Annotated in this window: 18 protein-coding genes; 5 read left to right on the top strand and 13 right to left on the bottom strand. The window is 69.4% G+C overall.

Going from position 1 to position 17,866, the window contains the following annotated elements; all coding sequences use genetic code 11:
* Positions 1-35: 35 nt before the first annotated feature.
* The 3 genes from ACSQ14_RS20815 to ACSQ14_RS20805 are packed head-to-tail and all read right to left on the bottom strand — an operon-like array spanning position 36 to position 3,009.
* Entirely contained in the window at positions 36-752 is a 717-nt protein-coding gene (locus ACSQ14_RS20815; RefSeq protein WP_436016155.1) for a 4-carboxy-4-hydroxy-2-oxoadipate aldolase/oxaloacetate decarboxylase, read from the bottom strand.
* Positions 752-1,702, bottom strand: coding sequence for a hydroxyacid dehydrogenase (locus ACSQ14_RS20810; RefSeq protein ID WP_436016154.1), 951 nt, complete (start codon positions 1,700-1,702; stop codon positions 752-754). The genes ACSQ14_RS20815 and ACSQ14_RS20810 overlap by 1 nt, the downstream gene beginning before the upstream one ends.
* A gap of 2 nt (positions 1,703-1,704) precedes the next feature.
* Positions 1,705-3,009 carry an NtaA/DmoA family FMN-dependent monooxygenase gene (locus tag ACSQ14_RS20805; protein ID WP_436016153.1) on the bottom strand — a complete coding sequence of 435 codons (1,305 nt, stop codon included), beginning with the start codon at positions 3,007-3,009 and terminating at the stop codon, positions 1,705-1,707.
* A 156-nt stretch (positions 3,010-3,165) separates the two neighbouring features.
* On the opposite strand from ACSQ14_RS20805, the gene ACSQ14_RS20800 reads away from it, so the two are divergent.
* Complete coding sequence (locus ACSQ14_RS20800; RefSeq protein WP_436016152.1) at positions 3,166-4,083, top strand: SMP-30/gluconolactonase/LRE family protein; 918 nt, start codon at positions 3,166-3,168, stop codon at positions 4,081-4,083.
* Between the two features lie 177 nt (positions 4,084-4,260).
* On the opposite strand, the gene ACSQ14_RS20795 is transcribed toward ACSQ14_RS20800, so the two are convergent.
* From ACSQ14_RS20795 to ACSQ14_RS20775, 5 genes are all read right to left on the bottom strand, one after another.
* Positions 4,261-4,803: a hypothetical protein gene (locus ACSQ14_RS20795; protein ID WP_436016151.1), complete on the bottom strand. Its 543-nt coding sequence runs from the start codon at positions 4,801-4,803 to the stop codon at positions 4,261-4,263.
* Complete coding sequence (locus ACSQ14_RS20790; protein ID WP_436016150.1) at positions 4,779-5,006, bottom strand: hypothetical protein; 228 nt, start codon at positions 5,004-5,006, stop codon at positions 4,779-4,781. The genes ACSQ14_RS20795 and ACSQ14_RS20790 overlap by 25 nt, the downstream gene beginning before the upstream one ends.
* Positions 5,007-5,125: 119 nt before the next feature.
* Positions 5,126-5,770, bottom strand: a complete 645-nt coding sequence (locus tag ACSQ14_RS20785) for a glutathione S-transferase family protein (RefSeq protein ID WP_436016149.1) — start codon at positions 5,768-5,770, stop codon at positions 5,126-5,128.
* A 23-nt stretch (positions 5,771-5,793) separates the two neighbouring features.
* Positions 5,794-6,825 (bottom strand): CDF family Co(II)/Ni(II) efflux transporter DmeF, encoded by a 1,032-nt coding sequence (dmeF, locus tag ACSQ14_RS20780; protein WP_436016148.1) that lies wholly within the window; start codon positions 6,823-6,825, stop codon positions 5,794-5,796.
* Between the two features lie 7 nt (positions 6,826-6,832).
* Positions 6,833-7,105, bottom strand: coding sequence for a metal/formaldehyde-sensitive transcriptional repressor (locus ACSQ14_RS20775; RefSeq protein WP_436016147.1), 273 nt, complete (start codon positions 7,103-7,105; stop codon positions 6,833-6,835).
* 127 nt (positions 7,106-7,232) lie between these two features.
* Here ACSQ14_RS20775 and ACSQ14_RS20770 point away from each other — a divergent pair, with 127 nt between their 5' ends.
* The 3 genes from ACSQ14_RS20770 to ACSQ14_RS20760 all read left to right on the top strand — a co-directional run bounded on the left by ACSQ14_RS20770 (position 7,233) and on the right by ACSQ14_RS20760 (position 10,285).
* The gene (locus tag ACSQ14_RS20770; RefSeq protein ID WP_436016146.1) at positions 7,233-8,186 is read left to right on the top strand and encodes a LysR family transcriptional regulator; all 954 of its coding nucleotides are present in this window, start codon (positions 7,233-7,235) and stop codon (positions 8,184-8,186) included.
* A 10-nt stretch (positions 8,187-8,196) separates the two neighbouring features.
* Positions 8,197-9,504 (top strand): hypothetical protein, encoded by a 1,308-nt coding sequence (locus ACSQ14_RS20765; protein WP_436016145.1) that lies wholly within the window; start codon positions 8,197-8,199, stop codon positions 9,502-9,504.
* Between the two features lie 91 nt (positions 9,505-9,595).
* Entirely contained in the window at positions 9,596-10,285 is a 690-nt protein-coding gene (locus ACSQ14_RS20760; RefSeq protein ID WP_436016144.1) for a GntR family transcriptional regulator, read from the top strand.
* An 83-nt stretch (positions 10,286-10,368) separates the two neighbouring features.
* On the opposite strand, the gene ACSQ14_RS20755 is transcribed toward ACSQ14_RS20760, so the two are convergent.
* The 4 genes from ACSQ14_RS20755 to ACSQ14_RS20740 form a co-directional block, all read right to left on the bottom strand.
* Complete coding sequence (locus ACSQ14_RS20755; RefSeq protein ID WP_436016143.1) at positions 10,369-11,838, bottom strand: right-handed parallel beta-helix repeat-containing protein; 1,470 nt, start codon at positions 11,836-11,838, stop codon at positions 10,369-10,371.
* A 418-nt stretch (positions 11,839-12,256) separates the two neighbouring features.
* Complete coding sequence (locus ACSQ14_RS20750) at positions 12,257-13,579, bottom strand: hypothetical protein (RefSeq protein ID WP_436016142.1); 1,323 nt, start codon at positions 13,577-13,579, stop codon at positions 12,257-12,259.
* A gap of 33 nt (positions 13,580-13,612) precedes the next feature.
* Positions 13,613-14,950, bottom strand: a complete 1,338-nt coding sequence (locus ACSQ14_RS20745) for a sensor histidine kinase (RefSeq protein ID WP_436016141.1) — start codon at positions 14,948-14,950, stop codon at positions 13,613-13,615.
* 132 nt (positions 14,951-15,082) lie between these two features.
* Complete coding sequence (locus ACSQ14_RS20740; RefSeq protein WP_436016140.1) at positions 15,083-16,087, bottom strand: FemAB family XrtA/PEP-CTERM system-associated protein; 1,005 nt, start codon at positions 16,085-16,087, stop codon at positions 15,083-15,085.
* 425 nt (positions 16,088-16,512) lie between these two features.
* On the opposite strand from ACSQ14_RS20740, the gene ACSQ14_RS20735 reads away from it, so the two are divergent.
* The gene (locus ACSQ14_RS20735) at positions 16,513-16,809 is read left to right on the top strand and encodes a hypothetical protein (RefSeq protein ID WP_436016139.1); all 297 of its coding nucleotides are present in this window, start codon (positions 16,513-16,515) and stop codon (positions 16,807-16,809) included.
* Here the strand turns inward: ACSQ14_RS20735 and ACSQ14_RS20730 are convergent.
* Positions 16,806-17,768 carry a thioesterase domain-containing protein gene (locus ACSQ14_RS20730; RefSeq protein WP_436016138.1) on the bottom strand — a complete coding sequence of 321 codons (963 nt, stop codon included), beginning with the start codon at positions 17,766-17,768 and terminating at the stop codon, positions 16,806-16,808. The genes ACSQ14_RS20735 and ACSQ14_RS20730 overlap by 4 nt on opposite strands.
* Positions 17,769-17,866: the final 98 nt, after the last annotated feature.

Genomic DNA, 17,866 nt, shown 5'->3' with positions numbered 1-17,866 from the left:
TCACAGTCCCATTCTCACGCCGGCCGATTCAGGCCTCAGCGGTCGTCTTCCCAGGTGGCGTCGCGCTGTTCAATGCCGAGGTTCTCGATCACCGCGCGCAGCCCGAGGATGTCGAGCGGCAGTTCGCCGGCGGCGATCCGCGTGCGGAAGCCGACCTCGGCCTGCGCCCGCTTCTCGGCGCCTTCGACCGCGTGCTGCAGCAGCTTGCGCGGGATCACCAGCACGCCGTCGGCGTCGCCGACGATGATGTCGCCAGGCTCGACCAGCACCCCGTCCATCACCACCGGCACGTTGACCGCGCCGGGGCCGCGCTTTTCCGGATGCTCGACCGAGATGTGCGTCGCCCAGACCGGGAAATCCATCTCGCGGATCGCGTCGGTGTCGCGCACCGCGCCGTGCACCACGGCCCCGGCGACGCCCTTCTTCTTGGCGAAGCCGCAGGCCACGTCGCCCCACAGCGCGCCCTGGCTGGTGCCGCCGTTGGTGAACACCAGCACCTCGCCGGCCTGCGCCAGGTTCAGCGCGGCGTGGATCATCAGGTTGTCGCCGGGATAGTTGAACGCGGTGACCGCCGGGCCGCAGACCCGGCCCGGGCCGATCGGCCGCATCTTCGAGCTCATCAGGCACATCCGCCCGGCGACCGCACCGAGCGCTTCGTGCAGGTCGGCGACGCCGAACTTCGCCGCCCGGGCGACCAGCGCCGGGTCGGACGACGGGATGCGGTTGTAGATCACGGATTTGACGGGGTGCATCAGCGGGCTTCCGGGTTGAGCAGGGTTGCGGGGCGGCCGCCGGCCAGGGCGGTCTCGATCACCTCGGCGACAGCCAGCGCCATGCCCTTCATGCTGGCCTCTGTGACGCCGGCCATGTGCGGGCCGAGCACGACGTTCTGCAGCGCGAACAGCGGGTGGTCCGCCGGCGGCGGCTCGTGCTCGAAGACGTCGATGCCGGCCCCGCCGATCGAGTTCGACTTCAACGCGGCGGCGAGCGCCGCCTCGTCGATGATGCCGCCGCGCGAGGTGTTGACGATGACCCCGTGGGCCGGCATCCGCGCCAGCTCCACAGCCCCGATCAGGTTGCGGGTGCCGTCGGTCAGCGGCGCATGCACCGAGATCACCTCGCGGCTCATCAGCTCAGCCAGATCCATCGGGATCACGCCGGCGGCGCGGATCTCGTCGGCCGGGACCATCGGGTCGTAGGCCGCGACCTCGGCGCCGAAGCCGGCGCCGCAGATCTTCGCCGTCACCCGGGCGATCCGGCCGAAGCCGACCAGCCCGACCTTGGCCCCGGTCAGGTCGCGCAGGCGGATCTTCCAGCGCTCGCCGAAGCGGTCCTCGCGCACCAGCGCGTCCATCTCCCGCACCCGGCGCAGCACCGCCAGCATCAGGGTGACCGCGCCTTCCGCGACCGCCGTGGAGTTGTTGCCGCCGGGCGTGTTGGCGACCCAGATCCCGCGCCGGGTCGCCGCCGGGATGTCGATGTTGTCGACCCCGGCGCCGTGCTTGACGATCAGCTTCAGGCCCGGCGCCCGGGCCATCAGCGCCTCGGGCAGGTCGGTGGTGCGGGTGATGTAGATGCTCGCCCGCGCCAGCCGCGGATCCTCAGGCCCCGCTTCCGGCGGGATGATCTCGTGTCCCGCCGCGGCCAGCCGCTCGACGCCGGCGGCGTGGATCGGATCCTGGATGTAGACGACTTCGCTCACGCTCAGAGCCCCAGGTTCTCGCGGAAGGTCGTGCCTTCGTACTCGTTGCGGTAGATGCCGCGCTTTTGCAGGATCGGCACCACCTGGTCCACGAAGTCCTCGACCGACGAGGGCATAATGTGCGGGGTCATGTTGAAGCCGTGGCAGCCGCTTTCGCGCCAGATCGTCTCCATCTGGTCGGCGACCTGCTCCGGCGAGCCGACAAGCTGCGGCATGCCGACCGACAGGCCCCATTTGATCGCCACTTCGCGCAGGGTGAACGGCCGGTCGCCGAGCACGGCGGTGAAGGCCTTCATCAGGCCGCGCGAGGCCTGGGTCTCGACCTCCTGCAGCGGACGGTCGAGGTCATAGGTGCTGAAGTCGACGCCCATGGTGCCGCACAGCCGGGCCAGGGCGCCGTCGAGCGGCATGCGCTCGATCAGGGCGTCCAGCCTGGCCTTCGCCTCCTCCTCGGTGCCGCCGATGATCGGCTGGATGCCGAAGGTCACGCCCGGCGCCTTGACGCCGAGCTCGGCGGCCGCGGCGTTGAGGCCGGTGACGTAGCGCTTCATGCCGGCGAGGTTCGGCTCGATGGCGAACACCACGTCGGCGTGCTGCAGGGCGAACTGCTGGCCGCGTCCCGACGAGCCGGCCTGGAACAGCACCGGCCGGCCCTGCGGCGAGGGCAGCACGGGGCCGACGGTGTTGCAGCGGAAGAATTCGCCCTCGTGCTGGACGAGTTGCACCTTCTCCGGATCAGCGAAGATCCCGGCTTCCTTGTCGGCGCGGATCGCGTCCTCGCCGATGCTGCTCCAGAGCTTGTAGCAGACCTCCATGTACTCGTCGGCGCGGTCGTAGCGCCGGTCGTGGTCCAGCTGTTCGAGGCCGAGCGCGCGGTGCTCGTTGCGCAGGTGGCCGGTGACGATGTTCCAGCCGGCGCGGCCGCCGCTCAGATAGTCGACGGTGGAAAGCTGCCGGACGATGGTCCAGGGCTGGTAGGCGCTGGTCGACATGGTGGTGGCTAGGCCCAGGTGGGTGGTCGCCGCGGCGAGCGCGCTCAGCAGCACCACCGGGTCGTGCGAGGGCCAGCAGACGCCGTAGCGCACCGCCTCGTCGACCCGCTCCTTGTAGCGGTCGAACACGCCGGGCGTGTCGGCGAAGAAGATGCCGTCGAACTTGCCGCGTTCCAGCGTCCGGGCCAGGTCCTGCCACAGCTGCAGGTCGCCCAACGCCTTGACCCGGTTGTCCTTCTGGTCCGCCCAGCTGAGGACGGTGTGGTTGATCGGGGAGTTGATCAGAAAGCTGACCAGATGGATCTGCTTTTGCATTATCGCCGCCTCGTGGCCGGGCTATGGACAGCCGGCTTGAAAGTTCCACCGCCCGCGCTATTCCGATATAGGAACGCAGGTCCGAATTTGGGATTACGGGCGCACCCTCGCCGCGTCAAGGCCCTAGGACCGCACGATCGAGTGTAGGAGACGCCGATGTTCGCAGCCCCGCCCAGCGTCGAGGCCGAGGTTTTCACGAGGATTCCGGAGACATTCGGCCGCGGCGGCGAGCGCTCGCACTGGGCCGACATCCAGTTCCCCGGCCAGCCGACCCCGACCTTCCTCGAAGGGCCGTCCTTCGACCAAGAGGGCAACCTGTGGGTCACCGACATCCCCTGGGGCCGGCTGTTCAAGATCACCCCGGCCGGCGAGGTCTCGGTCGGCGCCGAGTATGACGGTGAGCCGAACGGGCTGAAGTTCCACAAGGACGGCCGCGGCTTCATCACCTGTCACAAGCATGGCCTCATGGTGCTCGATCCCAAGACCGGCAAGGTCGAGCCGTTCATGGAGCGCTCCTGGCTGGAACGCTTCAAGGCGGTCAACGATCTGGTGTTCGCCAGGAACGGCGACATGTACTTCACCGACCAGGGCCAGACCGGGCTGCAGGACCCGAGCGGGCGGCTCTATCGGCTGCGCGTCGACGGCAAGCTGGAGCTGCTGCTGAACAACGTGCCGAGCCCGAACGGCCTGGTGCTCAACAAGGCCGAGAACGCCCTGTTCCTGGCGGTCACCCGCGCCAACCAGATCTGGAAGGTGACCATGCTGCCGGACGGCACGGTCATGAAGGTCGGGGCCTGGGTGCAGATGAGCGGCGGCAGCGGCCCCGACGGGCTGGCGATCGACGAGGACGACAACATCGCCGCCTGCCACGTCGGCTTCGGCGCGGTCTGGCTGTTCAGCGCCCTGGGCGAGCCGTTGCTGCGGATCAACTCGCCGACCGGCATCCTGACCACCAACTGCGCCTACGGCGGGCCGGACAACCGGACCCTGTTCATCACCGAATCGAAGGGCGGCGCGATCCTGAAGGCGCAGATGCCGGTCCCCGGCCGGACGATGTACTCGCACCAGGGCTGAGGCGCGCGCGGCGGTCCCACAGTGTCATCCCGGTTTCGCGGAGCGAAGACCGGGACCCATGAACACGGCGCGGCGAGGTAAGCGCTTGGCCGGCAACTGCTGTGTTTATGGGTCCCGGACAGCCGCTGCGCGGATTCCGGGATGACACAGAGGGGCTGTCGGTTGGCGCTTGGCCGCCTAGTTTGATTTCAGATCAGCGGCGGCTTTGAACCCGTCGAGATCGAAGGTGCTGACGAAGTCCCCGAAGGCGACGACGCCAGCGTCGCATTGAGCATCGACACAGGCGCGGGTGAACCGCACGAAACTGTCTCCGCGGCCGAGCGCCACCGTGCCTACGCCGTACCGCTGCGGTTGTGGATGCCGCGGATCGGACCACCGCACGCCGCAGTAGACGTTCATCAATCCCGAGTGCAGCGGGACGGTGCTGAACTGCGGCGCGGTGCACTCGCTACGACCGACCTCCGCCTTCTGTTCGGTCGCGGCGAAGGCGGTCCGCTGAACGCCCCTTTCGAGCCCTTCCTTGCGCAGCGTGGGAGAGGCTCTCTCGAACGAGACCTCAACCTGCGTGAGCCCGCTCGACGGCGTGCAGTCGTATTCGGCGATCGCGCCGCTTCCATATCCGGCCGGCGGTTTTCCAGCAGCTCCGAGCGGCAAGACGACGGCGAGCCTACATCCCCCGTGAACCCGCGGAAGCCTCACTCCGGTGGGCAGGTGGACCACGGCATCCGCTTCCTGCCGCCGAGCGGTTGCAGCCGATCGACGCCCAGCACCGCAGCCTGCCGCCCTTCCTGCAGCTTGAAGGTCGGCGCGGCCAAGCTCGCGCCGTCGGGCTGGCTTTCGATCTTGATCTGGTGCGCCCCCGCGCCGGACGCGAGGCCGGACCCGGCGACGAGCGCAATAAGGAACGGAAGATGTCGAAGCATCGGAGAAGACCCTGAGGCGCTGCAGCAACAAGCTTTGCTATAGCAGCGTGTCGCCTCGGCGCGTCAGCCCTCGTCGGCGGCGTCCCGGAACCGGAAGACGCCGCCATTGATCCCAGCCCCTACCGGCCCGCCTCCGGGTTCGCCAGCGTCCCCATGATCACCGGGCCGCCCTTGGCCAGCGCCCGTTGATAGGCCGGCCGCGCGCGCATGCGCTCGAGGTGGGCGCGCATGTTCGGGAATTCGGCGATCATGCCGCGGGCGTCGATGATCTCCTCGTAGAAGGCCAGTTGCAGGTCGGCGGCGGTGAACTGGCCGGGGACGATGGTCTCCTGGCCCTCGAGCGCCGCGTCGATCAGCTGCATCGGGATCGCGGCCGCGGCCTCCAGCATCGGCCGCGACGGGTCTTCCGGCGAGAGCCGCAGCAGCCTGAGCAGCGCCACCAGCTGCGCCTTGGCCGAGCCCTCGACGTAAGTCAGCCACTGGAAGAACTGCATCGCCTCGGGGGTGTTCGCCGGCGGCCGCAGCCGGCCCTGACCATAGGCGTCGAGGATGTAGAGGATGATCCCGGTCGACTCGATCATCGCCAGGCCGTGGTCCTCGATGGTCGGCGACTTGCCGGCCGGATGCACGGCTCGCAGGCTGTCGGGCGCGCGCGCTGAGGCCTCGCGCTGATGCGCCACCATCTCGTAGGGCAGGCCCAGCTCCTCCAGCAGCCAGAGGATGACGTGAGAATGCGAGGTGCTGAGATGGTGGACGGTGATCATCGGGGCGCTCCTGAACCCGGAGCCTAGCCCCGCCGCCCGTCCGCGTCTTCTCCGTGGAGGCAGCCCGCCGAGCCTCGGGCTGCGGCCGGGGCCGGAAAGGCCTCGACGGTGACGTGGCTGAGTTCGTGCACGTGCTTCAGCCGCGTGCGCACCTCCGACGCCGGCGCCTCGCCGACGTAACTGACGATCGCCCCGTGCGCCCCGGGCCCCAGCCGCCAGATGTGCAGGTCGGTGATCCGCGCCCCGCCCGGGCCCTCGACTTCGTCGCGCACCTCGCGCTCGAGGCCGGCGTCGGTGGCGTCCAGCAGCACGGCGGAGGTGTCGCGCATTAGCGCCCAGGACCAGCTGGCGATCACCGCCGCGCCGACCAGCCCCATCAGCGGGTCGAGCCAGGTCCAGCCGAGGAAGCGCCCGGCCAGCAGCGCGACGATCGCCAGCACCGAGGTCAGGGCGTCGGCCAGCACGTGGACGAAGGCCGCGCGCAGGTTGTTGTCGTGATGACGTCCCGCGCGGCCGTGGTCGTGGTCGTGGTCGTGGTGCGCGTGGTCATGATCGTGGTGGTCGTGGCCATGATCGTGATGGCCATGGTGATGGTGGCCGCCGCCGAGCAGCAGCGCGCTCACCAGGTTGACCGCCAGGCCGACCACCGCGACCAGCGTCGCCTCGCCGAACGCCACGCTCTGCGGCGTCAGCAGCCGGCCCACCGATTCCCAGGCGATCCCGATCGCCACGACGCCGAGCACCAGCGCCGAAGCGAAGCCGGCGAGGTCGCCGACCTTGCCGGTGCCGAAGGTGTAGCGGCCGCTGCGCGCATGCTTCTTGGCGAAGGCGTAGGCCGCCGCCGCTACGGCCAGCGCGCCCGCATGGGTCGCCATGTGGAAGCCGTCGGCCAGCAGCGCCATGGAGTTGAACAGCGTGCCGGCGACGATCTCGCCGACCATCATGACGGCGGTCAGGGCGACGACCAGCAAGGTCCGGCGGGCGTTGTCGTCATGCCCGGCGCTCAGGAAGACGTGGTCGTGGGTCAACGGTTCGAGCTGTTCGTCGAGGGTCATGACGGGCCTATTTGGCGTAGCGGCGAATGGCGGCGATCACGTCGTCGGCGCCCTGGGCGCGGGCCGCCGGCGTCAGGTCGGGCGCGGCCACGTGCTCGCGCAGGTGCGTCTCCAGGATCTCCTCCATCAACCCGTTCACCGCGCCGCGGATCGCCGCCACCTGCTGCAACACCGACGCGCAGTCCCCGCCGTTGGTCAGCGCCCGCTCCACGGCGGCGAGCTGTCCGGTGAGCCGACGGACCCGGGCGATCAGCTCGGGTTGGGAATTGAGATGAGCCATAGGGTACTCCCCTATAGTATGGGCGGGTCCATCGGCAAGCCGCCGGTCGGTCGACGGTGACACGCCGCTCGCGCGGCGCGCCGGTTCCCGGCATTGTGCATCCTCACCCTTCGCCGGAGCCCAGGGCGTGGACCTTCGCCAACTGCGCAATTTCCTGAAGATCGCCGAGCTGGGTTCGATCACCCGCGCGGCGGATGCGCTGGGCGTCGCGCAACCCTCGCTCAGCCAGCAGGTGCTGCGGCTCGAGGACGAGGTCGGCTTCAAGCTGTTCCGCCGCACCACCCGCGGCGTCACCACCACCGAGGCCGGGGACATCCTGCAGAAGCACGCCCAGCGGATCCTGGAGATCGCCGAACAGGCGGTCGAGGAGATGCAGCAGGTGCGCGACGAAGCCCGCGCCAAGGTGACGGTCGCCATGACCGCCTCGCTCAGCCGCCTGCTCGCCGTGCCGCTGACCGAGGCGGTGATGGAGGAGGCGCCGGCGGTGTCGCTGCGGCTTCGGGAGGGGCCGTCGGGCGCGATCCGCACGATGCTGCAGGAAGGCGGCGCTGATTTCGGCCTGCTCTATGACGTCGAGTCCCTGGACCAGCTCGCGATCCAACGCCTGGGCCGCGAGGAGCTGTACCTGATCGGCCCGCCCGGCCGGCTGGCGGGGATCGACAGCCCGACGGCGATCTCCCTGCGCGACCTGGGCGCGACTCCGCTGATCCTTCCGGCCCCGGCGCACGGCCTGCGGTCCGTCCTCGACCAGGAGGCGCAGCGCCGCGGACTGCGCCTGAAGGTCGCCTCCGAGATCGACTCCCTCGAACATATCGTCGGCCTGGTCGCCGACGGCCGCGGCTTCTCGATCCTCCCCTCCTCGGCCGTCGAGAGCGAGCTTCGCGGCGGCGTGGTCAGCGCGGCGCGGATCGAAGAGGCGATCGGGCGGACGCTCTATCTGGCGCGCCGATCCGGAGCTGCGCCCAGCGACGCGTCGCGCCGGATCGAGGCGCTGGTGATCCGGCTGCTGGCCGGCCGGGTGGGGCGCGACCCGGGGCGTGCGACCGCTACGGACGTTGATCGGCGCGCCAACGCGCAGTAGCGCATCGTGCATGATGCATAGCGCCCCTACCCTGACGGACTTCGTGCACGGCGACGCCACCGGCCTGCTGATCCCGGCGCACGGCGGCGCGCTCGAGGCCGAGGGAGCCGCCTTCCTGACCCGGGCCTTCCAGGCGTTCGGCGCGCTCGAGCCGGACAACTGCGTGGCCCGCATCGCCCGCTTCGAGATCTGCCCCGGCGGCAGCACCGGCCAGAAGTTCTTCCTGTCGGTCGAGTACGAGAAGCCCGAACCGCATCTGCACCGCGAGCTGTTCGTGAAGTTCTCGCGCGACTTCAGCGACACCCTGCGCGACCACGGCCGGCACGAGATGGAGTCCGAGGCGCGTTTCGCGGCGGTCTCGCGCCTGCCGGGCTTTCCGATCAGCACGCCGGCGGCCTATTTCGCGGACTACCGCCAGGCCTGCGGCACCGGTCTGCTGATCACCGAGCGGATCGCCTTCGGCGAGGGCCATATCGAGCCGCATCGCCGCAAGTTCCTCGACTACCAGCTGGCCGATCCGCTGCCCTACTACCGCGCGGTCGTGAAGGCGCTGGCCAGGCTGGCAGGCGCGCACAAGGCCGGCGAGCTGTCGCCGGACATCGCCGCGCGCTTCCCGTTCGACGCCGAGGCGGCCGCCGCCAGCGACAAGATCCGCTACGACGAGCGCCAGCTGCGCGACCTGGTCGCCAAGTACGCCGAGTTCGCCCAGCGCTATCCGCAGCTGCTGCCGGCCAACATCCGCACGCCGGAGTTCGTCGCCAAGCTCGACCGCGAGGTCGGCCCGTTCCTGCAGCACGAGGCGACCATCAAGCGCGCGCTGCAGAGCCAGGGCGACTTCATCGCGCTCTGCCACTGGAACGCCAACATCGACAACGCCTGGTTCTGGCGCGACCCGGCCGGCGAGCTGCAGTGCGGGCTGATGGACTGGGGCCGGGTGCGCCAGCTGAACGTCGCCTTCGCCCTTTGGGGCTGCCTGAGCGGCGCGTCAGTCGAGATCTGGGACCGCCACTTCGACGACCTACTCGCGCTCTTCGTCGACGAGTTCAACGCCCACGGCGGCCCGCGGCTGGATGCGGCGGAGCTGAAGCTGCACCTGCAGCTCTATGTGGCGACGATGGGCCTGGCCTGGCTGATGGAGGCGCCGGCGCGGATCCTCTACCGGCTGCCGGAAGCGGCGACCGCCTCGGGCCCGCAGGATCCGGTGTTCCTGAAGAACGACTCCGCCCGCGGCCAGCTGAACGTGCTGACCGCCTTCCTGAACCTCTGGCAGACGCACGACTTCGGCGCGAGCCTGGAGCAGCTGCTTCAACGCACCTGACTGCCTCCCCTCCCCCTCTGCGAGGGGGAGGTAGTATCCAACCCCGGCGCAGACTATGCATTCTCCATGGGCGGCGAGAGTTAGCGAACCTATGGAGTACCGAACCAAGGAAGAGCAGGTCGCCGATTTCCTGCGCGAGGGCATCATCGCCGGGCGTTTCCCGCGCGGCAGCCGCCTGAAGCAGCTGGAAATCGCCAAGCTCCTGCAGACCAGCATCACCCCGGTGCGCGAGGCGCTGAAGCTGCTCGCCGCCGAGGGCTATGTGGTCGGCGACTCCTACCGCGGCGCGACCGTCGCGCCGTTCGACATCAGCGGCTCCAACGAGATGCTGAACCTGCGCATCCTGCTGGAGACCCAGCTGGTCCGCGCCGCCGTCGAGCAGGCCACCGCCGCCGACATCGAGGAGCTGCGGGCGATGGCGCTGGAGTTCGACCGCGCCGTCGCCGCCAAGCAGAATGAGACCGCCCGGGCGGCCAACTACCGCTTCCACCGGCGGATCTTCGAGATCCCGAACATGCCGCAGACCCTGCATTTCGTGCAGGTGCTGTGGGCGCGCTATCCGTTCGATCTGATCAACAAGATCAAGGGCCGGGTCAGCCGCGCCAACGAAGAGCACGACGAGCTGCTCAAGGCCTTCATCGCCCGCGACTCCGCCGCCGCCATGCTGGCCACTCGCCAGCACATCGAGTCCGGCTGGGTCGAGCTGTTGAATTCGGTGAAAGCGGAAACCGCCGCGGAAGCAGCGGAGCGGGCCGGCGATCCGGACCGCGTGACGGGCTGAACGGCTCCTCGGGGCCAGCGACGACACCACGAGGAGCCGTAGAAGACCAGCGCGGCCCCGTCAGGCCGCGCCGCATCTCCTCTCTAGCCCAGGAGGAAGTCCGACGCGCTGTGGTGGCGCCAGTCCTGCATCCCCTGGTGTTGGTCGTCGTATCCCGCCGAGCTCACCGAAACGTCCGAGGTGGACGCCGTGTCGACCTCGGCGCCGTCCGACTGGCTTCCGGCGAGCCCGCCGAGACCCAGGTAGCCGTGCTCGCCGCCGCTGAGCGTATGGGCGTAGTTGCTGACACCGCCGGACCGGTCGTGGCCGGCGCCTTCGAAGACGCCGTCCTCGCCCGAGCCGCCCGCGGCCGTGTCCTGGCCGCCGCCGAAATGCACGGTGTCGTCGCCGTCGAGGCCGGTCAGGTATTCGTGACCCCCGCCGTGACCGCCGCCCCGACCGCCGCCGCAGCTGGCGTCAGAGGTCGTGCCGTCGTCGGTCGAGGCCCCGGTGTCCGTGGCGTCGGAGACGTCCGTCGTCGCGTCGCCATCCACGTCGGTCGACGTCGAAGCCTCGGTCGTCGTGTCGGTCGAGGTGTCCGAGGTGTCGGTCGAAGTGTCGGTGTCCGTGGTCGTCGTGGAGTCCGTGTCGGTCGACCCTGATGCGTCCGTCGAGGTGTCGGTCGTCGTCGTGTCGCTCGTGTCGGTCGCCGTCGAGGCGTCGGTCGAAGAGTCGGTGTCCGTCGTCGTGGCGTCCGAGCCGGTCGTCGCCGAGGCGTCCGCCGACGCGTCAGTGTCGGTCGCCGCCGAGGCGGAGCCGGTCGCGCTCCACGGCTGCGAGGTGTCGAGGCTGGGCGCGCTGGCCAGGGTGGTGGTGCCGGACTCGCTGACGCCCGAGCCGGAGATCATTTCGTTGGCCCCGTAGACCGAGTTGCCCTCGAACGTGCCCTCCGAGTTGCTGGCGTTCAGCACCACCGCGCCGCGGCCCTCCATCTCGTTGACGATGGTGTTGCCAGTCATCGTCAGCGAGCTGTTGTCGTGCAGGCTGCCCTCGGCGCCGTAGGCGACGATGTTCGGGTTGGCGCTGTTGGCCCCCTGCTGGATGATGTTGTTGGTCAGGGTCGCCTGGCCGCCGTTCGGCAGGTCGACGCTGTAGCTGGCGTCGCCGTCGTTGTCGTAGATCCGGCTGTCGCTGATTTCGGTGACGCTGGCCCGGCTCTTGATCTCGTGGCCTTGCACCGCGTCGTGGAAGTAGCTGTCGCTGATCGTCAGCTTGGCGACGTCATTGACGTACAGATTGTGCGTGTAGCCGTCGCCCGAGCCGTTGTGGTCGAACTCGCTGTTGGTGATGGTGACGGTCCCGGTGTCGGAGGCGTTCGCCAGGATGCCGTTCTGATTGTCGTGGAAGTAGCTGTTGTTCACGACGAGGTTGCCGTCCTCGTAGCGGATGCCCGCGCCGTTGCCGCTCGACACCTCGGCGCCGCTGAATTCGAAGTTGCTGACGGTGACGTCGCCGTTGGTGACCAGAATCCCCTTCTCGTTCGGTATGTCGCCGGTCGCGACCATCTTCACCATGCCACCCACGCCTTCCAGCGTGATGTCGGTATTGATGGTCGCAAAATCGTTCGTGTAGGTCCCAGCTTGAACTTGAACAACATCGCCATCCTGCGATGCCGACACCGCCTCCGCGATAGTTGCGAACTGCATTCCTTGGCCAACGGTTAGAGTCGTCATGCAATCTTCTCACGTCTGTTAATGGGCGCCGTTGCCGACGAGAGGGAAGACTTGCGATGATTGGGGCTCGTATACGGCGCAGCCGGCCAAATTCCTGACATATGGCCAATCTGTCGCACAAATACCTGCAATATATTGCGCAAAATGTCGCGCTGGTCGCGTCACGGCGCCGCACGCAGAGCGGCTTAACCGCCGGCGGGTCCCCGGCAGGTTGTGGATCTGGACCGTCAGGTGGAGCTTCGAAACCGCGGCGGCGGTCTTAGATCTGGCGGGTCTCCGCGCGCGCCAGCACGACGTCGAGCGCAGCCCCGAAGTCGTGCCGCCGCCAGAGGTCGAGGAAGGCGGTGAAGACGTGCAGGAAGCCGCGCACGACCTCGTCGCGGAACAGGATCGGATCGAGCGGACCGCTGGCCTCGGCCGCCTCCGGCAGCCGCGACAGCGCCAGCGTCGGCACGTCCATCATCAGCGCGAGCCCGAGCAGCGCCACCGACAGGTCCAGGTGCAGCCGCAGCTCCGCCGGGTCGAGCCTGGGCCCGCCTTCGGCCTGGAGGGTGTCGACGAACACCGCCAGCAGCTCATCGAGATGCCGCGCCCAGATCTCCGGTCCGGCGCCGCAGAGCCCGCCCCAGAGGCCGACGGCGACGTTCATCTGCCGCACCAGGCCCCAGTCGAGCAGGCCGCACTGCATCTCGCCGTCGGCGTCGCGCCAGAACCAGGCGTTGTCGATATTGGTGTTCCAATGGCACAGCGCGATGAAGTCGCGGTCGGCGTGCAGGAAGCGCCGCACCGCCGCCTCGTGGCGCAGGATGCGGACCGCGTCGCGTTTCAGCCGCGCGATGAACGCCGGCGCGGCGAGCGCGGCGGGCAGCAGCTGCGGGCAATGTTCGGCGAAGGCGGCGAAGCGGGCCACCCGCTCGCGCAGCTGCGCCTCGTCGAGGCTGATCGGGTGCTCGGCGGCGACCGCCGCGGCGTCGAAAGGGAACAGCCGCTCCAGCTGCGGCGACAGCCGGCCGGCGTGATGCGCGGCGGCCAGCCGGGCCAGCGCCGCAAACGTCGCCCGGTAGTGCGCCAGCGGATCGGCCAGCTCGTGGTCCATGCACTTGCGCCGCAGCGGCTCGACCCCGCCTTCGCCGAAGGCGATCCGCTGGGTGATCAAAAGGCCGGTGCCGGACGCCGCCTGGAAGTCGGCGAAGTAGGCGGCCGGCGTCGCCACGGGAAAGCCGGGGTGGCGCGACAGATCGGCCAGCCGCACCTCCGACTCCAGCTCGTGCCGGCGACGGTCGCGGAAGACGTCTTCGAAGTCGCGGGAGAACTTCACGAACAGGTCGGCGTGCAGGCCGGGTTCGGCCGTCGCATACTCGACCGACAGCAACAGCTTGTGCCCGGAATTGCCGCCCGCGAACGGCTCGAGCCGGGTGATCCGCGTCACCCGGTTGTCCGACGACAGCGCCCCGAACGCCCGGAAGGCGTCGGTCAGAAACTCTGCGCCCGCCGCGCGCAGCGCCTCGGCGTGGGCCGGCATGGCGAGGCCGGTGGCGTCGCCGCGGACAAAGTCCACGGCCTCGGGTTCGTCGTATCTCATCATCCCGCGCAGCAGCTCCGGCCCAAGAGCTACTTAGCGGGCGGGATGCGGCTCGGCGACCTCCCCGACGCGCGCCAGATCGACCCGCAGCTCGTATCGGAAGCCGTCCGGTGGGTAATCCCATTCCACAGACGTGGCGAACCCGCGGGCCAGGTCCTGCAGAATGCTGCTGCCGAACCCGCGGCGGGTCGGGGGCGAGACCTTTGGCCCGCGGAGCTCCTTCCAGATGAAGGTGAAGCTTCGTTCGTCGGCCTCGCGGCGGCAGGTGATCTCCACCCGCCCGTCCGGCCGGGACAGCGCGCCGTACTTCAGCGCATTGGTGGTCAGCTCGTGGATGATCAGCGCAAAGTCCTGCGCCGCCCGCGCCGACAGCCGCAAGTCGTAGCCGTCATCGTCGATCTGGTGCGCGAAGCCGCGGAGTTCGTCCTCGAGGATGCCCTTGAGCGGCGCCGTGATCTCGGCGCTGAGCACGTCCTGCGTGCGGGCGATGGTCTCCAGCATGCCGAGGAACGCCTGCTGGTCGTCGCGCGGCAGGGTCCGCCGGGCCAGGGTCTGCACGATGGTCAGCAGATTGCGCGCGCGATGGCGGATCTCGTCGGCGACCACTTCGCGCCGCTGCAGCGCCCGACTCTCGCGCAGGTCCGTCAGCGTCGCCAGAGCGCCGGTGAAGCCGAAGGCCTCAAACGGGGTGAGGCCGATGTCCAACGGGATGTCGGCGCCGCCCTTGGATCGGCCGACGAACTCGCGGGGCACGCGCGGCCGCCGCGCATCCCGCCCCCCCATGTAGCGGCGCAGCGCCTCGGCGTGTCCGGCGCGCATTCCCTCGGGGATCAGGATCTCAACGGCCTGGCCGCTCAGTTCGGCGCGGCTGTAGCCGAACAGGTCCTCGATCCGGGAATTGACGAAGTTGATGATCCCCGCCTCGTCCACCAGCATCACGCCGACCGGCTGCGCCTCGAGGATTTGCTGGGTCGCCTCGGCCTGCTGCGAGATCCGGTCGACCGCGTCGTTGAGCAGGGCGATCAGGACGACCAGGATCCCGCCCGAGATCAGGAACATCAGGGTCGAGACCATGGCCTCGGAGCCGAGCACCCAGGTGAACCTCGGCTGCATGATCAGCAGGTTCGCCGCCAGCGCCGAGAGCAGGAGCGCCAGGGTCCCCGGCCAGGCGCCGCCCAGCAGCGCCGCCAGCGCGATCGCCGGGTAGAAGGTCGTGAAGGTGACGGGCGCCAGCAGCCCGGAGAACTGGAAGCGGAGGAAGGTCGCCACGGCGACGCCGGCCGTCGCCAGCAGATAGGCGGCCACTCGCCGCCGCCGCACCTGACGGATCGGCTCGAACCGCCGCAGGAACGGGTCGGGCGAGAGGATCACGCGGAGCCTCGACTAGGCCGACGTCAAAACGCCGTCGACGCCGCACGCACTTTGACGGCGCTCATTGTCTCACCGCCAACACCTGGGTCAATTCACCGGTCCGGAGCCGGAGCAATGCGTCGCCGCGCCGGCTCACGCCAGGTGCCGACTGACCAGCGGCGACAGGCTGGTGGCCACTGGCACCGGCAGCCGCCGCCACAGCTGGATCATGCCGGCGTAGCGCGGGTTGGTTGGATTGACATTGGGCAGCGCGTCCCCGCGCAGCAGCCGGAACTGATGCGTGATCGGCCGCGGCTCGAAGCCCCAGTTGCACTTGAAGCTGAACGGGCCGGTGCCGACCTTGCTGCGGCCGAAGTCGAACACCGTCTTCCCGCGGTCGACGGCCCGGCGCATCAGCAGCCAGTACATCAGGTCGTTGGCGCCGCTGCGCCGCGCCGCCGGGTGGCTGCCCGTGTAGTAGGGCAGCACGTGATCCTTGTAGTAGTAGCTCAGCACGCTGGAGATCGGACGGTCGCCCGCATAGACGGTGAGCACCTCGCAGTCCTGCCCGAACGCCTGCAGCAGGCGCTCGAAGTAGCGCGGCGGCAGGGCCGGCGTGCCGTGATCGCGCATGGTCCGCGCATAGAGCGGATAGAAGGCCTCCGCGGTCGGCTCGACCCGGCTGCACAGGCCGCTGGCCAGAGCCTTGCGCACCACCGCGCGCTGCTTGCGCGGGATCTGCTTGAGGTTCTCGGCTTCGCCCGGCGCGATCGGCCCGTGAAAGCCCGCGTAGAGATCGCTCTTGGCCGTCCAGCTCGCGGCCGCCTTCGGCGTGTCGCGCAGTTCGACATAGTCCACGCCCAGCTTGCGGCCGAGGTGTTCCGCCTGATCGAGCAGATCGTGCAAGGAGCCCTCATCCTCGGCGATCGGCCCGCCGCCGACGCAGAAGCCGTTGGCGATCAGGGCGTTGCCGAACAGCCGGCTACGCACCTCGACCAGCGGCAAGACGCCGCTTACCGCCCCGTTGCGGCGCGCCGCCAGGTGATGGCTCGAATGGCCGAAGACCTCCTTGGCCACCGATCCCCAGCCGGAGAGGTGGAAGAAGCTGCCGCCGGAATGGCGGCCGACGAATTCGTCCCAAGCGATCTCTGGCGGCATCACGTTTTTTTGGCCCCGGGCCTGGCTTTCGATGTTCGGGCGAGCAAGCGCAGCTGTCAGCATCGCGTCATGATGTAAGCTTCACCTTGGCAGGCCTTAACGAAAGATACTCTGGGGCGCCGATATTCAACTCATGCGCGAGATACAATCTGAGGTCTGGTGAGGCATTCGAATAAGTTGTGGTCGAGTGGCGGCCGATCAATGGATGGTCTTGTCTACGCGCCGAACGCGAACTCTATGTATTTACCCTTGGTTGCACGGCGAACGGCGGACAAATGCTGCTCCGGCTCCCGCCGGCCGGCGCGGCGGCCGCCGCGCCGATTGTGCAGCCCGTTCAACATTTGAGATCCGGGCCGTCCTCGGATCGTGCTCAAGCTCTGCGCGCGGCGGCCAGGCCGCGGCCATCGGCGAGATGGAGCTCGGGCGTGAAGCACACACAGATCGACGGGGCGGCGTCGGCGGTTGACCCGACGCGCCGGGTGCGCGCCGTGGTGGCGAACGCCTTCATCGCGGTGGCGGCGGCCCAGGACCGCGTGCTGCAGCCGCTGGCCGACGATCTTGCGCTGATCGACAGCGGCCTGGATTCGCTCTGCATCGCCATCATCGTCGCCCAGCTCGAGCACGAACTCGGGCTCGATCCGTTCACGGACCTGGACGACGCCCAGTTCCCGACCGACTTTGGCGACTTCGTCCGCCTCTACGAAGCCGCGCATCGCCGCTAGCGCCGGCCTTCGCCGGCGTTCGCTGACGCGCCGCCGATCCGCGTCCGCAGATCGCGCGCGAGCGCCGCCACGCGCGGTTCGCGCATGATGGTGAAGTGGTTGCCGTCCAGGACCACCGCCTCGGCCTGCGGCGCGACGCAGCGCCATCGCGCGAGGTACTGCGGCAGCCGGTGCGCCGGCGTGATGCGGGCTTCGTAAACGATGACCGGGCCGTCCCACGCCTGCGGCGCGTACGCCTTCAGCGCATCGCCGAGCCTGGCCATGAACTGCTGCTGCGCCGGCGGGTAACGGTGCAGATCGACCAGGCCCTTCAGGCCCGGGGTCGGCTGGGGGCCGCCCAGCAGCGCCGCGCGCCGCAGCCGCACCAGGATCGATCGGAACCGGCGCAGCGAGCTGGCCCGGAAGCGCGGCTCCATCGCCCGCGTGTCGCGCCACCACGCCGGCAGCCGGGCCAGGACGGCCAGCAGGTAGCGCGGATCCCAGCGCCGCAGCCCGGCGCGGTCGAGCTCCGGCGCGCCGTCGATCGCCACCAGCAGCGCGACGTTGCGGCCGCGCGCCCGCAGCTGGTGGGCGATCTCCAGCGCGATCACCGCGCCGGCCGACCAGCCGGCGAGCACCAGGTCCGCGCTCGGCGGCGCCTCGGCGATGACCGTGGCGTAGTGGCCGGCCAGCGAGCAGACCGAAGCGCCAAAGGCGGCGTCCTGCATCCGCTCCGGCGGCGCCTGCACGCCGAACACCCGCACCTCTTCGCCCAGATGCTGCGCCAGCGGCACGAAGTCGGTGCCCCCGGCGCCGGTGATCGAGTGGATGCAATACACGGCTGGCTTGTGAGCCTCGGCGGCGGCCGCGCTGGCGTTCAGCGGCAAGATGATCTGGGCGTTCTTCTTCGGGACCCGGGCGAATAGAGCGCGGGCCGCGGCCTGGGGCGCGGTCGATCCGCCGGAGGCCGGCGATGTCATTCGGCCCTCGATGGGGTTCGCCGCAAGGCGTTGCTGCAACGTCGACGCCAGGGGCTCGAAGCGACTTGTCCCAGCCGTGCTTCTGTTTCGCTCAACAC

Origin of the sequence: Phenylobacterium sp. LjRoot219, from assembly GCF_964252995.1 — a bacterium.
Classification (GTDB): domain Bacteria; phylum Pseudomonadota; class Alphaproteobacteria; order Caulobacterales; family Caulobacteraceae; genus Phenylobacterium.
The sequence above is the reverse complement of the archived record's forward strand: the minus strand, read 5'-3'. Positions and strand labels throughout refer to the sequence as shown.

Excerpts from the sequence above, each read along its gene's own strand:
- ACSQ14_RS20815 (WP_436016155.1), bottom strand. The coding sequence starts at position 752 with ATGCACCCCGTCAAATCCGTGATCTACAACCGCATCCCGTCGTCCGAC.
- ACSQ14_RS20805 (WP_436016153.1), bottom strand. The coding sequence starts at position 3,009 with ATGCAAAAGCAGATCCATCTGGTCAGCTTTCTGATCAACTCCCCGATC.
- ACSQ14_RS20800 (WP_436016152.1), top strand. The coding sequence starts at position 3,166 with ATGTTCGCAGCCCCGCCCAGCGTCGAGGCCGAGGTTTTCACGAGGATT.
- ACSQ14_RS20790 (WP_436016150.1), bottom strand. The coding sequence starts at position 5,006 with ATGCTTCGACATCTTCCGTTCCTTATTGCGCTCGTCGCCGGGTCCGGC.
- ACSQ14_RS20785 (WP_436016149.1), bottom strand. The coding sequence starts at position 5,770 with ATGATCACCGTCCACCATCTCAGCACCTCGCATTCTCACGTCATCCTC.
- dmeF (WP_436016148.1), bottom strand. The coding sequence starts at position 6,825 with ATGACCCTCGACGAACAGCTCGAACCGTTGACCCACGACCACGTCTTC.
- ACSQ14_RS20775 (WP_436016147.1), bottom strand. The coding sequence starts at position 7,105 with ATGGCTCATCTCAATTCCCAACCCGAGCTGATCGCCCGGGTCCGTCGG.
- ACSQ14_RS20765 (WP_436016145.1), top strand. The coding sequence starts at position 8,197 with ATGATGCATAGCGCCCCTACCCTGACGGACTTCGTGCACGGCGACGCC.
- ACSQ14_RS20760 (WP_436016144.1), top strand. The coding sequence starts at position 9,596 with ATGGAGTACCGAACCAAGGAAGAGCAGGTCGCCGATTTCCTGCGCGAG.
- ACSQ14_RS20755 (WP_436016143.1), bottom strand. The coding sequence starts at position 11,838 with ATGGTGAAGATGGTCGCGACCGGCGACATACCGAACGAGAAGGGGATT.
- ACSQ14_RS20750 (WP_436016142.1), bottom strand. The coding sequence starts at position 13,579 with ATGAGATACGACGAACCCGAGGCCGTGGACTTTGTCCGCGGCGACGCC.
- ACSQ14_RS20740 (WP_436016140.1), bottom strand. The coding sequence starts at position 16,087 with ATGCCGCCAGAGATCGCTTGGGACGAATTCGTCGGCCGCCATTCCGGC.
- ACSQ14_RS20730 (WP_436016138.1), bottom strand. The coding sequence starts at position 17,768 with ATGACATCGCCGGCCTCCGGCGGATCGACCGCGCCCCAGGCCGCGGCC.